At 73.6% G+C, this 12,920-nt stretch carries 14 protein-coding genes; 7 read left to right on the top strand and 7 right to left on the bottom strand.

From position 1 onward, the window contains the following. Positions 1–26: 26 nt before the first annotated feature. Positions 27–587: an Asp23/Gls24 family envelope stress response protein gene (locus H9640_RS02150; RefSeq protein WP_191789065.1), complete on the bottom strand. Its 561-nt coding sequence runs from the start codon at positions 585–587 to the stop codon at positions 27–29. Positions 588–753: 166 nt separating this feature from the next. Between H9640_RS02150 and H9640_RS02145 the strand changes: the two genes are divergently transcribed. From H9640_RS02145 to H9640_RS02125, 5 genes are all read left to right on the top strand, one after another. Further along, entirely contained in the window at positions 754–1,320 is a 567-nt protein-coding gene (locus tag H9640_RS02145; RefSeq protein WP_191789064.1) for an RNA polymerase sigma factor, read from the top strand. Continuing rightward, complete coding sequence (locus tag H9640_RS02140) at positions 1,317–1,778, top strand: hypothetical protein (protein ID WP_191789063.1); 462 nt, start codon at positions 1,317–1,319, stop codon at positions 1,776–1,778. Before H9640_RS02145 ends, H9640_RS02140 begins: the two co-directional genes overlap by 4 nt. 126 nt (positions 1,779–1,904) lie before the next feature. After that, entirely contained in the window at positions 1,905–2,990 is a 1,086-nt protein-coding gene (locus H9640_RS02135) for an acyl-CoA dehydrogenase (protein WP_318243598.1), read from the top strand. Continuing rightward, positions 2,987–4,432, top strand: coding sequence for a bifunctional PIG-L family deacetylase/class I SAM-dependent methyltransferase (locus H9640_RS02130; protein WP_318243597.1), 1,446 nt, complete (start codon positions 2,987–2,989; stop codon positions 4,430–4,432). The genes H9640_RS02135 and H9640_RS02130 overlap by 4 nt, the downstream gene beginning before the upstream one ends. After that, positions 4,429–5,151 carry a glycosyltransferase gene (locus H9640_RS02125; RefSeq protein ID WP_191789061.1) on the top strand — a complete coding sequence of 241 codons (723 nt, stop codon included), beginning with the start codon at positions 4,429–4,431 and terminating at the stop codon, positions 5,149–5,151. The genes H9640_RS02130 and H9640_RS02125 overlap by 4 nt, the downstream gene beginning before the upstream one ends. Before the next feature lie 32 nt (positions 5,152–5,183). On the opposite strand, the gene H9640_RS02120 is transcribed toward H9640_RS02125, so the two are convergent. Continuing rightward, positions 5,184–6,518, bottom strand: a complete 1,335-nt coding sequence (locus tag H9640_RS02120; RefSeq protein WP_191789060.1) for an APC family permease — start codon at positions 6,516–6,518, stop codon at positions 5,184–5,186. A gap of 91 nt (positions 6,519–6,609) precedes the next feature. Here H9640_RS02120 and H9640_RS02115 point away from each other — a divergent pair, with 91 nt between their 5' ends. Next, on the top strand, positions 6,610–7,215 hold the full coding sequence (locus H9640_RS02115; protein ID WP_191789059.1) for a hypothetical protein: 606 nt from the start codon (positions 6,610–6,612) through the stop codon (positions 7,213–7,215). Beyond that, positions 7,212–8,003 carry a glycosyltransferase family 2 protein gene (locus H9640_RS02110; RefSeq protein ID WP_318243596.1) on the top strand — a complete coding sequence of 264 codons (792 nt, stop codon included), beginning with the start codon at positions 7,212–7,214 and terminating at the stop codon, positions 8,001–8,003. The genes H9640_RS02115 and H9640_RS02110 overlap by 4 nt, the downstream gene beginning before the upstream one ends. 9 nt (positions 8,004–8,012) lie before the next feature. Here H9640_RS02110 and H9640_RS02105 read toward each other — a convergent pair whose 3' ends face one another. From H9640_RS02105 to H9640_RS02085, 5 genes are all read right to left on the bottom strand, one after another. Continuing rightward, the gene (locus H9640_RS02105; RefSeq protein ID WP_191789058.1) at positions 8,013–8,534 is read right to left on the bottom strand and encodes a hypothetical protein; all 522 of its coding nucleotides are present in this window, start codon (positions 8,532–8,534) and stop codon (positions 8,013–8,015) included. After that, positions 8,531–9,757 carry an alcohol dehydrogenase catalytic domain-containing protein gene (locus H9640_RS02100; protein WP_191789057.1) on the bottom strand — a complete coding sequence of 409 codons (1,227 nt, stop codon included), beginning with the start codon at positions 9,755–9,757 and terminating at the stop codon, positions 8,531–8,533. The genes H9640_RS02105 and H9640_RS02100 overlap by 4 nt, the downstream gene beginning before the upstream one ends. A gap of 40 nt (positions 9,758–9,797) precedes the next feature. After that, positions 9,798–10,898: a YihY/virulence factor BrkB family protein gene (locus H9640_RS02095; protein WP_191789056.1), complete on the bottom strand. Its 1,101-nt coding sequence runs from the start codon at positions 10,896–10,898 to the stop codon at positions 9,798–9,800. Between the two features lie 190 nt (positions 10,899–11,088). Beyond that, complete coding sequence (surE, locus tag H9640_RS02090; protein WP_191789055.1) at positions 11,089–11,856, bottom strand: 5'/3'-nucleotidase SurE; 768 nt, start codon at positions 11,854–11,856, stop codon at positions 11,089–11,091. A 25-nt stretch (positions 11,857–11,881) separates the two neighbouring features. Then, a complete protein-coding gene (locus H9640_RS02085; protein ID WP_191789054.1) occupies positions 11,882–12,823 on the bottom strand; it encodes a 1-phosphofructokinase family hexose kinase in 942 nt (313 codons plus the stop codon). Between the last annotated feature and the right edge of the window lie 97 nt (positions 12,824–12,920).

The raw sequence follows: 12,920 nt of genomic DNA, 5'->3' as shown, positions 1-12,920 counted from the left end.
TGCTGAGGCGGGGGGTGGCGAAGAGGTCATCGGACCCGCCCGCCACCGTCCTCGCCCTCACCGCTGTCCGAGGACTGCTCACGCTGGCTACGCCGGTCGGAGCTCGAGTCGGCATCGTCCCCGGGCAGGTGGACGTCGTTGACGTCGATGTTGACCTCGGTCACCTCGAGCCCGGTCATCCGCTCGATGGAGGTGATCACGCTCCGACGGACCGCCTGGGCGAGGTCGGCGATCGACACGCCGTAGTCCGCGACGAGATCCAGGTCGACGGCGGCCTGGCGCTCCCCGACCTCGACGTGGACGCCCGACGTGGTGTCGCTCCCGCTGCCCGGGATGTACTCGCGGATCGCGCCGAACGCCCTGGCCGCTCCTCCCCCGACGGCGTAGACCCCTTGGACGTTGCGGGTCGCGATGCCCGCGATCTTGGCGACGACCTGGTCCGCGATGGTCGTGCTGCCGTGCTCGGAGGCGAGCGCCGAGGGGCGGTCGACCGTCCCGCGCGGAGGTCCGGCCTGCCCGGCGGCGCCGGGACGTGCAGCCGTGCCCGGGGCCGTGGCTCCCGTGGTGGGTGTGCTCTGCTCGCTCATCGTTCGCTCCTCGTGCTCGGGGCGACCGCCCAGACGGTCGGGCGGTCTGCGACGTTCTCCAGTGAGTGCCGCCCCGTCGCCGGAACGTCACGACTACAAAGTGTGATCTACGTCACATTCAACCCTGCCCGTGGCGAGCCGTCCACCGGGAGCTATCGTCGAACGGATGGAAGCCGTCGGTGCTGGTGGCGACGCGGGGGCGGTCTCGGACCTGCTGCTCGCGCGCCGCGCTGCCCTGGGCGATCGCGAGGCGTTCACGATCCTCGTCGACCGGCACGGCCCGGCGATGTACCGGTACGTCCTGCGCATGGTCCACGATCCGGAGGTCGCGGCCGACTGCCTGCAGGACACCCTGGTCGCGGCATGGACGGGGTTCCCCGGCTTCCGCGGAGAGTCCGCACCCCGTACCTGGCTCTTCGGGATCGCGACCCGGCAGGCGTACCGCCATCGAGGTCGCGCCGCCGGCCGCCCCGTCCCCCTGCCGGACGAGCTCGTCGAGTCCGCCTCCCGTCGACCCGACCAGGGCGCGCTGGACGCTGCACTCGTCGAAGCCCTCGACATCGCCCTCCTCGCTCTGCCACCGTTGCAGAGGTCGTGCTGGTTGCTGCGCGAGGTCGAAGGACTGCACTACGCCGAGATCGCCGACATCCTCGGCACGACGCACGACGCGGTCCGCGGGATGCTCCACCGGGCCCGCGCGACACTGGCCGAGCGGATGAAGGGATGGCGATGAACGACGACGCAGTCCTCGACCGCGCCACCCAGGCGCTGCGCCGCCACACCGACCAGGGGTGGACCCTGGTCCGTGAGAACGCGCTGCTCAAAGCCCTCTCGGCGTTCCGCCCCTCGGCCCCGGTCCGTGGTCGCACCGCCTCGCCCTCCGGCGTCGTCGAGTACTTCGTCGCGTCCGACGTCCTCGTCGCGACCCTCCGCGAGGCCGTCGGCGCCGTACCGGGCGCCGCTCCCCTCACGATCACCTGCTCGACCGACGACCAGGACCGACTCGTGACCGTCACGATCGAGATCCTCGCAGCGTTCGACGAACCTCTCCTGCCCCTCGCCTCCACCGTCCGTCGGGCCACCTCGGCGCAGCTTGCCTCCGTCCTCGGTGACCTCGCTCCCCCGGTCGACGCCGTCGACGTCGACGTCGCGATCACCGACGTCGCGGACACCCGGCAGGACCTCTGCTAGCCCGACCCTGTCCTGGCGTCGCAGACCGAGGTGACCGTCCTCACGTCGCACGAGGTGTCGGCGGCGTGCGAGGGGTCTGGAGCGCGCCTAGTCTGCGGGAACCCCCGGAAGACCACAGGAGCAGTCGTGACCGATCCGAGCACCACCGTCCTCGAACCCCCCGCCGTCGTCCTCGATCCCTCGCGCCAGGACGACGAGCGCAGCCGGCGCCTGGCGGCGACCGTCGCGCAGGTGCCGACGATGAGCGGGGACGTCATCGCGGCACTGGCCTGGGCGTCCGAGGTCGGCCGTTCCGCGCCTGCCCCGGGTGCCGGGCGCACGCTCGACCTGTGGGAGCTGCTCGCCTCGACCGCCGCGGCCGACGTGGGCGTCGCGCGGGTCCTCGAACCACATCTCGACGCGCTCGCCATCCTGGCGCAGGTCCCGGGCGGGGTGGACCTGCGCTCGATCGGCGCCGACGAGACCAGCACCTGGGGCGTCTTCGCCGCTGAGGGGCCCGGCGTGCGCCTGGAGGCTCAGGAGGGCGAGGAGGGATGGCAGCTCACGGGCGTCAAGCCGTGGTGCTCTCTCGCGGCGACGCTCTCGCACGCCCTCGTGACGGCGTGGACGACGGACGGACGACGTCTGTTCGCGGTCGACCTGCGCTCCGCGGGCGTCCGGCCCGACGACGGCCCGTGGGTCGCCCGGGGCTTCCCGGAGATCGTCAGCGCGCCCGTACGTTTCGACGGCGCCACGGCAGTCCCGGTCGGAGACGCCGGGTGGTATCTCGACCGCCCGGGCTTCGCGTGGGGCGGCATCGGTGTCGCGGCCTGCTGGTGGGGCGGGGCCGTGGGCCTCGCGCGCGAGCTGTACGCGGCGACCCGGCGTCGCGAGCCCGACCAGCTCACGCTGGCGCACCTGGGAGCGGTCGACGTCGCGCTGACCGGCGCTCGAGCCGTGCTCGTCGAGGCGAGCCTCGTCGTGGACGGCGCGCCGGACCTCGGGGTCGCCCCGGGCGTGCTCGCCCGGCGGGTGCGCGGCGCCGTCGTCCGTGCGGTCGAGGAGACCGTGCAGCGCTGCTCGCGCGCCCTGGGCCCCGGTCCGATGACCACCGACGAGGGCTACGCCCGCCGGCTCGCCGACCTCGGGCTGTACGTCCGTCAGCACCACGCCGAGCGCGACGACGCGTCGCTGGGCCGTGACCTCCTGGCCCGCGGGAGCGCGCCGTGGTGACGTTCGACCATCGCGACACCGGCACCACCGAGGATGCCTGGAGAACGAGCGGTCTGCTGGAACGGTTGCCTCCCCTCGACCTGCCCCACGCCGTGCCCCACCTGGTCCTCCTCGCCGCACACCCCGACGACGAGTCGCTCGGGGCAGGCGGGCTCGTGGCGCGGCTGGTCCGTCAGGGCACGCCGATCACGGTCGTCGTCGCGACCGACGGCGAGGCGTCCCACCCGGACTCCCCGACCCTCACGCCCGCGCGGCTCGCAGGCCTGCGCCGCCGAGAGCTCCTGGACGCGCTCGACGTCGCGGCCCCCGGCGCCGCCGTGGTCTTCCTCGGGCTGCCGGACGGGGGTCTGCGGGAGCACCGCGCGGCCTTGCGCCGACGGCTGTCCGCGGTGCTCGCAGCGGTGACGGAGGACGAGCCCGGCCGTGACGACGGCCCGGTCCTGCTGTGCGCGCCGTGGCGGGGTGACGGTCACCGCGACCACCGCATCGCCGGGGAGGTGGCCGCCGTGGTCGCGCACGAGCAGGGGGCCCGCCTCCTGGAGTACCCGGTCTGGTGGTGGCACTGGGCAGCCGTCGACGACGCGGCGGGCACGGAGCACATGCGGGCGCTCACGCTCACGCCGCCCGAGCGTGCCGCCAAGAGGCTCGCGCTGGCCTCGCACCGGTCGCAGGTCGAGCCGCTGTCCCCGGACCCGCGGGACGCGGCGACGGTCGGGCCGGAGATGCTGCGGCACGTCGAGCGCGACGTCGAGGTGTTCGTCGAGGCCCCGGGCCCGTCCACCCAGCCCTCGACGCCCCTGCCCTCGGCTGCCCAGTCCTCGACGTCGACGACGTCGTCCCCGTCCGAGAGCCTGCCGGCGGAGTTCTTCGACTCGTTCTACCGCGGGCGGGCCGACCCGTGGGGTTTCGAGACCCGCTGGTACGAGGAACGCAAGCGCGCCGTGACCCTCGCGTCACTGCCGCGTGCACGGTTTCGCGCCGGCCTGGAGATCGGCTGCTCGACCGGCGTCCTGACCGCCGACCTCGCCACCCGCTGCGACCGTCTCGTGGGGGTCGACGTCGCCGCGGCCGCGCTCGCAGCAGCCCGCGAGCGGCTCGGTGACGAGGTCGAGCTCGTGCGTCTCCAGACGCCTGCCGAGTGGCCCGAAGGGCTCTTCGACCTCGTGGTGCTCTCCGAGGTCGGGTACTACTACGGCGCGCAAGACCTGGAGACCGCGATCTCTCGTGCGGTCGGGTCCCTCACCGCGGACGGCATCCTGGTCGCGTGCCACTGGCGGCACCCGGTACCCGAGTACCCGCTGCGGGGCGACGACGTCCACGCCGCCCTCGACGCGCGCCCCGAGCTCGCGCGGGTCGTCCGTCACGTGGAGGAGGACTTCGTGCTCGAGGTCTTCGCCCGGCCGCCGGCGCGCTCGGTCGCAGCGGAGGCCGGACTCGCATGAGAGCCGCCGACCGCGTGACCCGGCTGGCCGTCGTCGTGCCGGTGAACGACGAGGAGGAGCTGCTGCCCCGCTGCCTGGCCGCGCTCGACGTGGCGGTCGCGCGGTTGCGAGCCGAGCGACCGGCCGTGCGGGTCGAGGTCGTGGTCGTCCTCGACGACTGCACCGACCGCTCGGCCTCGCTCGCCGGGTCCTCACCGTTCACCGTGGTGGAGACCCGATGCCGACGGGTCGGGGCAGCACGCGCCGCCGGGGTCGAGGCGGCGACAGGACGGCTCGGCAGGGGCCGCCCGGCACGGCTGTGGATCGCGAGCACCGACGCCGACTCGGCGGTCCCCGCGCACTGGCTCACGCACCAGGTCGCGCTCGCGGAGGCGGGGGCCGACCTGGTGATCGGCACGGTGCGTCCCGACTTCGACGACCTCTCCCCCGCGCAGCGGGCCGCCTGGGTGGCGACGCATCCCGTCGGGCACGCGAACGGGCACGTGCACGGGGCGAACCTGGGGATCCGCGGCGACCTCTACCTGGCCGCCGGCGGCTTCCCGGGGGTCGCGGAGCACGAGGACGTCGGCCTCGTGGAGCGCGCCCGGGACGCGGGCGCGCGCGTCGTGGCCTCCGACGGGGGGCGGGTCCTGACCTCGGGTCGCACGACGGGTCGCACCCCCGGGGGGTACGCACGGCACCTGCGCGAGGACCTCGTCCGGACCGCGGGTACCGGCTGAGAGCGCCGATCGCGCGCCAGGACCGCGGTCGATCATCGGTCGCCGCGGGTCGGCGCGCCCGTCCGACGGCGGGCGAGCAGCGTGACCAGGTAGAGCACGACGCCCACCAGGACGAGCGCCCCCGCCCGGAGCCACGTCTGCCCGGCCTGCTGGGTCAGGAGCAGGACGCAGCTGGCGGTCCCGAGGACCGGCACGATGGTCGCGACGCGGAAGTGGCCCTCCTCGACGGTGTCCTTGCGCAGGACCAGCACCGCGACGTTGGTGCTGATGAAGACCACGAGGAGCAGGAGCACCACGGTCTCCGCGAGCGCACCCAGGTCCCCCGTGAAGACGAGGCCCATGGCCACGGCGGTCGTCGCGATGATCGCGACCCACGGGGTCCGGCGACCGGGGAGCACCCGGGCCAGCCCCGCGGGCAGCAGACCCTGCCGCGCCATGCCGTAGGTGAGGCGGCTCGCCATGATCATCGTGAGCAGGGCACCGTTCGCGACCGCGACGAGTGCCACCACGGCGAAGACGCGTTCCGGCACGACGTCGGCGACCTTGACGACCTCGAGCAGCGGCCCGGTCGAGCCCGCGAGCTGCTCGGGGGGCGCCACGGCGACGGCGGCCACGCCGACGGCGACGTAGACGACGCCCGCGGTGATCAGTGCGCCGAAGAGCGCACGGGGGTAGACCCGCCGGACGTCCTTGACCTCCTCGGCCAGGTTGGCCGAGGTCTCGAAGCCGACGAACGAGTAGTACGCGATGAGCGAGGCCGAGAGGACCGCGAGCGCCGGGGTCGTGCCCTCGGCGAACTCGAGCGCCCTGCCCGGCGACGCGTCGCCCCGCGTGAGGACGACGGCCGCGAGCACCACGATCAGCACCAGCCCGGAGAGCTCGATCGCGGTCATGGCCACGTTCGCGCGCAAGGACTCCTGGATGCCGCGTGCGTTGAGCGCCGCGACGAGGAGCAGGAAGACGAGCGCGACCGGCACGACCGGGAGGTCCACGAACGAGCCGAAGTAGTCGCCGGCGAAGGCGAGGGACAGACCCGCCGCGCTCGTGACACCGGCGGCGAGCATGCAGAACCCCACGAGGAACGACACGATCGGCACCTTGAAGGCGCGTTCGGCGAACACCGCCGCGCCGCCGGCGGCCGGGTACTTCGTGACCAGCTCGGCGTACGAACCCGCGGTCAGCAGGGACAGTCCGAGGGCGACGAGCAGCGGCAGCCAGACGGCGCCACCCACCTTCCCGGCCATCTCGCCGACCAGGGCGTAGACCCCCGCACCGAGCACGTCGCCCAGGATGAAGACGTAGAGCAGGCGCCCCCCGACCGAGCGGTTCAGGGGCGTGGACGGGGACGTGGTGGTCGTGGCAGACATCTGGGCAGGCTCGCACGGGTGTGCGCGACTCGCGACCGGCGGGAGGCTCCATCGCCGAGCGGGTCGTGGGCGGGGTGGCTACGTTGGCTTGATGACCACCGACAAGGCCCTGCGGCGCACCCCGACGGCCACGGTCGTCGGGGATCTCGTGCGAGTCCTCGCGGCGGCCGCCGTTCCTGTGGGCACCGTGCTCTACGGACCGGTCGCGACGGCGCTCCTCGCGCTCGTCCTGCTCGGCACCGTGATCCCGCGGGCGATCGGCCTCCGGGGCGTCGTCGATCCCGCGGTCGGGCTCGTCCTGAGCGTCGCCGCGTGGATCGCGCTGCTCGACCTCTACGCGCGGGTGCCGTGGCTCGACCTCGCGATGCACCTGGCGGCGACCGCGGCGTTGACCGTCCTCGCCACCGCCCTCCTGGTCTTCCTCGGGGCGCTGCGGGTACCCGGTCCGCTCGTCGCTCCCGTGGTCCGGGGCGACCCGCTCCCCTCGACCGACCTCCGCCGACCCCGGCTCGGCTCGGTCGTCACGGCCACGGGCCTGGGGGTGCTGCTCGCGCTGCTCTGGGAGGTCGGTGAGTGGGCGGGGTCCACCTACGTGGACCCCGCCATCCAGGTGGGCTATCGCGACACCCTGGGCGACCTCGTCGCCGGTGGGGTCGGCGCCTTCGTGGCCGGCCTGTTCCTGGTGCGGAGCCCGTGAGCGGGTACGCCGCGCGTGGTGCGGTGCGCCTGACCGTCGTCATCCCCGTCAAGGACGACGCCCGACACCTCGAACGCTGCCTCGAGGCGGTCGCCCGGCAGACGCACCGGCCGGACGAGGTGATCGTCGTCGACAACGCGTCCCGTGACGACAGCGCCGAGGTGGCACGCCGTTCCGGCGCACGCGTCGTCCACGAACCGTCCCCGGGCATCCCCGCCGCCGCCTCGACGGGATACGACGCCGTGGCCGGTGGGGTCATCGTGCGCTGCGACGCCGACACGCTCCCGCCCCCGGACTGGCTCGAACGGATCCATGCCGCCTTCGTGCGCGAGCCCGACATGACCGCCCTCACCGGCCCAGGCCGCTTCTACGACCTGCCCGGAGCGCGAGCCCGGATCACGCGGGTCTTCTACATGCGCGGGTACTTCTGGGGCATGCGCGCCGCGCTCGCGAACGTGCCCCTGTGGGGATCCAACATGGCGTTCCGAGCCAGCGCGTGGCAGGAGGTCCGGGACCGGGTCCACCGCGACGACCCGCACGTCCACGACGACGCCGACCTGAGCTTCCAGCTCGGGAGCGGCGCTCGCGTGCGCTACGACGGCCGGCTGGTCGTCGGGGTCTCGGGCCGCACGTTCGAGTCCGCGGACTCCCTGGGTCGCCGGTTCCGGTGGGCCTGGCACACTCTCGCCGTGAACTGGGCGGTCAGCCCGCCGTGGGAGCGCTGGGCGGCGCGGATCACCGAGCGACGGCGCGGCGGGCGCGACCGCTCCTCCCGCACGGCGCCCTGAGCCCGACGGCTACCTGCCGCCGTCGGGCGCCCGGTGGCGGAACACCCTGGCATGGAGGACCTCGAGCAGGTCGGAGAGCGTCTGGACCTGCCCGTCCGCCTGGGCGACCAGGCCGTCGAGGTCCGCGACCTGCTCAGGCGTGAGGCCCAGGTCCCGGCCCTGGGCCAGGAGCGTCTGCCACCCGCTCGCCTTGCCCGTGACGGCGCCTCGCAGCAGCTCGACCTCGAGGAGGGCGCTCAGCGGAGACGTGGTGCGGACATGCCCGTTCAGCTTGAGGCGTCCGACCCTCTCGGCCAGCGACGCACCGACCACCTTGTAGCGCCGCACGGCGATGTCGAGGTGGCGCAGGCACCCGAGGAGCCACTCGCGCTCCTGCTCGAGCTGGGGGACGATCGGCGCGACCGCCGTCCCCACGACCGTGCCGTCGTACACCTTCGCCATGCGCCGGACCCGCTGCACCCCCACGGTCGCTCCGGCCACGTGGTCGTTGAGGTAGATCGCGAGCAGGCGGACGTCGATCGGTGTCGTCATCGCGAGGACCCGTTCTCCGCAGCGGGCGCCGTCCGGATCGCGGGGTCCAGGACGACCTTGATGCAGCCGTCCTCCTTCTTCTGGAAGAGGTCGTAGCCGCGGGGTGCGTCCTCGAGCGACAGCCGATGGGTCCGCAGGTCGAGGACCCCCAGGGGGTCGGCGGGGTCGGCCACGAGGGGCAGGAGGTCGTCGACCCAGCGGCGGACGTTCGCCTGCCCCATGCGCAGCGTGACCTGCTTGTCGAAGAGGTCCATCATCGGCAACGGGTCCTTGGCGCCGCCGTACACACCGGCGACCGATACGGTGCCCCCGCGGCGGACGAGCGAGATCGCGGTGAGGAGCGCGGCCAGGCGGTCGACACCGACCTTCTCGTTGATCGCGCCGGCGACGGTGTCCGGCAGGACGCCCGCCGCCTTCTGGAACAAGGAGGCCCCCGGAGACCCGTGGGCCTCCATCCCGACGGCGTCGATCACCCCGTCGGCACCGCGCCCCTGGGTCAGGTCACGGACCGCGCCCGCGACGTCGTCGACCGCCGAGACGTCGAGGGTCTCCACGCCGTGCCGCTCGGCCATGGCGAGCCTCTCGCGAACGAGGTCGAGGCCGATCACCCGGCCCGCACCGCGGTGGCGCGCGACCCGCGCGGCCATCTGACCGATCGGACCGAGCCCGACGACGACCACGGTGCCGCCCGCCGGGACGGACGCGTACTCGACGGCCTGCCACGCGGTGGGCAGCACGTCCGACAGGTAGAGGTACCGCTCGTCGGGGCCGTCCTCGGGCACCACGACCGGACCGTAGTGGGCCTGGGGCACGCGCAGGTACTCGGCCTGACCACCTGGCACCTGACCGTACAACCGGGTGTAGCCGAAGAGAGCCGCACCCTTGTCCTGGGACCGCACCTGCGTCGTCTCGCACTGCGACTGCAGTCCGTGGGTGCACATCCAGCACGTCCCGCAGGCGATCCCGAACGGAACCACCACACGGTCGCCGACCTTGAGGCGCGTGGCGTTCGCGCCGACCTCCTCGACGACCCCCATGGTCTCGTGGCCCAGCACGTCGCCCGCGTCGAGGTACATCCCCAGGACGGAGTACAGGTGCAGGTCGGAGCCGCAGATCGCGGTCGACGTGACCCGGATCACGGCGTCGGTCGCCTCCTGGATCGTCGGGTCCGGGACGTCCTCGACCGTGACCTTCTCCCGGCCCTGCCACGTCAGTGCTCGCATGATGCTTCGTCCTCTCGTCGTCCTACGGTCGGTCGGTCGGTCAGCTCTCTCGGCCCTGCTGGGTGTCGCTCTCTTCCGTGTCCTTCGTGCGGGCGGCCTCGGCGGCCCTGCGGATCTCGCCGCCCCTCTCGACGTCCTCCTGGAGCTTCTGCCTGCGCTTGTCGCTCGCGCGCGTGTCACGCGGCGGGAGCTGGAGGGTCTCCTCGGCCGCGATGCCTCCCTGGAGCTCCCTGGCGCGCTCGAGCTCGGCGTCGAGCTCTGCTCCGAAGAGCAGCGCGAGGTTCGTGATCCACAGCCACAGCAGGAAGACGATCACGCCACCGAGTGCTCCGTACGTCGAGTCGTACGAGGCGAACGTCGCGACGTAGAAGCCGAACCCGACGGACGCGAGGACCCAGACGAGGATCGCGACGACCGCTCCGACGCTCAGCCAGCGGAACCGGGGCTGACGGACGTTGGGAGTCGTGTGGTAGAGCACGGCCACGATGAGGATCACCAGCAGGAGCACCACGGGCCACTTGGCGACGTTCCACGTCGTCACGGCGGCGGGACCCAGCCCGACGGCGTCCCCGATCGCACGGGCGACCGGCCCGGAGAGCACGAGGGCGACCACGACGAGCGCCGCCATGAGCACGACCGCGGCGGTCACCAGGAGCATGACGGGCCGCAGCTTCCACACCGGCCGCCCCTCCTCGACCTCGTACATGCGGTTCATCGACCGGCCGAACGCTCCCACGTACCCCGAGGCGGACCAGAGCGCGACGACGACGCCGACGACCAGCGCCAGGCCTGCGCGGTCGCTGCCGCCCACGACCTGCTCGACCAACGGGGTGAGCGTCGCCATCGCGTCGGCCGGGACGACCGACTGCGCGATGTCGAGCACCCGGTCGACGATCTTCTCGCTGTCACCGACGAGCCCGAGCAGCGAGACGACGGCCAGGAGCGCAGGCGCCGAGGCCAGGACGGCGTAGTACGTCAGCGCCGCCGCGAGGTCGAGGCACTGGTCGCGCGAGAACTGACGCACCGTCGTCCGGGCGACGTGCTTCCACGAACGCTTGTGCAGGTCGGTGGGCGAGTCGGGCTTGCGCGGGTCGTCGGGAGCGGGCTCCGGGCGCAGCCGGCGTGTGTCTGGGGCGTTCATGCAGTTCCTCCGCGTGGGCGACGCAACCGTGCCGACCCACGACATGACGGGCGAAGGTGCGGGCCCTCCGGCGCATCGGTCCCCGGGAGACCAGGTCGAGGCGCGGTGCACCTGGCTCCCGGTCGGCCACTTCCTGACCTCCCTCGAACCTAGGCGACCTGGCCCGACTCGCCACCCGGGCGACAGGTCCTCACGCCACAGGCAGCCCGGGCAGCCCCGGCACCTCGAGGCTCACGTCGGCGTACGGCGCGAGCAGCAGCGTCACGGTCGCCCAGCCGCGCGTGAGCAGCCCCGTGTCGGAGTCCGGCTCGGAGTGCCGCTCCGTCCCCGAGTACTGGAGGGACAGGTTGCGGTCGTCGTTCTCGCGGATGCGCGCCTGGACGAGCCCGAAGCTCGCGAGCGGCGCCTGGCGCAGGCCCCGGAGGTCGGCGGGAGCGCGGTCGGGGACGTTGACGTTCACGACCCGGCGACCGAGCGGCGTGCGGCCCACCCACTCCACGACGTGGTCCGTCACGAGGCGCGCGGTCTCCCAGTGGCGGGGCTCGGCGGCGTCCATGGACACCGCGACCGACGCGATGCCGTGGGTCGTCGCGGACATGGCCGCGCCCACCGTCCCGGAGTGCAGGATCGCGTTGCCCGTGTTCGCGCCCTTGTTCACGCCCGACAGGACCAGGTCCGGCTTGGCGCCGAAGCCGCCGTACGCCGCGACGAAGGCGATGAGCGCGGGGGCGGCCCGGACGGCGAGGGACGTCACGCCGTCGGGCAGGCCCGGGGCCCTCCGGGGCTCGACGACCAGGCGGCCGTCCTCCTCGGCCCCCAGCAGGGCCGCGCTCGCGCCCGAGGACTCGCGGGCGGGTGCCGCGACCACGACCTCGTACCCCGCGTCGAGCGCCGCCCCGGCGAGCACCGCCAGGCCCGGGGAGTCGATCCCGTCGTCGTTCGTGATGAGTGCGCGCATCATGGCCTCCTGTCGTCCGGTGCGGTCAGTGGGTCTCGCGCACCGTCACGCGGTGCGCGAAGCGTTCGATCTGGTCGCGGTGCCCCGTGCCCAGCCCGCGCCGGGTCACGTTGAGGGCTCCGGCCGCAGCGCCCAGGCGCACGGCGTCGGGCAGGTCCATCCCCCGCGCGAGCCCGACGGCGATCCCCGCCGTCATCGAGTCGCCCGCCCCACGGTGGTCCACGGTCGTGACGGACGGGCTCTGCACGGTGTAGCTGCGCTCCCGCGTCACCAGGAGCGACGGCGCCTCGGCGCGAGAGACGATCACGGCCCGCGGACCCGCGGCCACCATCTCGTCGGCCGCCGTGCGCAACGACCGCTCGCCGTCGTCGGGCGCGAAGCCTCCCTCGACCATCTCCTCGTGGCTGATCTTCAGGACCGCGCCGGGCTCCTGGGCGACCGCGTGGGCCTCGGCCCCCGACAGGTCCGCCACGACCTGGCGCTCTGCCGCGTGCAGGTCCTTGGTCAGCCGGCCGAAGAAGTCCGGCGGGACACCCACAGGGGTGCTCGACCCGGTGATGATGGTGACCGCCGCGTCGAGCGCCGCGACGAGCACCGTGCCGTACAGGTCGTCGACCTCGTGCCGGTTCAGGGGGAAGGGCTCCATGGCCACGACCTCGGTCCGGTCGCCGCTGCGCCGGTCGTGCACGAACGCCCCGTTGGCGCCGGTCGAGGTCACGCGGAGGTCGAGGTTCTCTGCGCGGGCCAGGTGCGCGGCCACCGTCCCCGTCTCGCCGCCGAACGGCCCGCACACGATCGCGTGCGCACCGAGCGAGTACGCCATCCGCGCGAGCCACAACCCTTGGCCACCTGGGTGGACGTGGATCTCGGGCGACGTCTCGTGCGGCCCTGCGGGCTCGATCTCGATCGCCAGGAGGGGCGTGAGCGCGAGCACGCACACGGTCGGTTCGCGGGGGTCCGTCGTCATCGACCGAGCCTAGGGCGGGCGGTCAGCGGTCACCTGGCGAGGGGTGCCGCTCGGATGTGCGACTGGTCACACGCCGCAGGACCGAGGGGCGGGCGCC

It is taken from the genome of Oerskovia gallyi (assembly GCF_014836745.1).
Taxonomy (GTDB): domain Bacteria; phylum Actinomycetota; class Actinomycetes; order Actinomycetales; family Cellulomonadaceae; genus Oerskovia; species Oerskovia paurometabola.
Note: the sequence above shows the minus strand (reverse complement) of the source record. Positions and strands in the feature narration are given on the sequence as shown.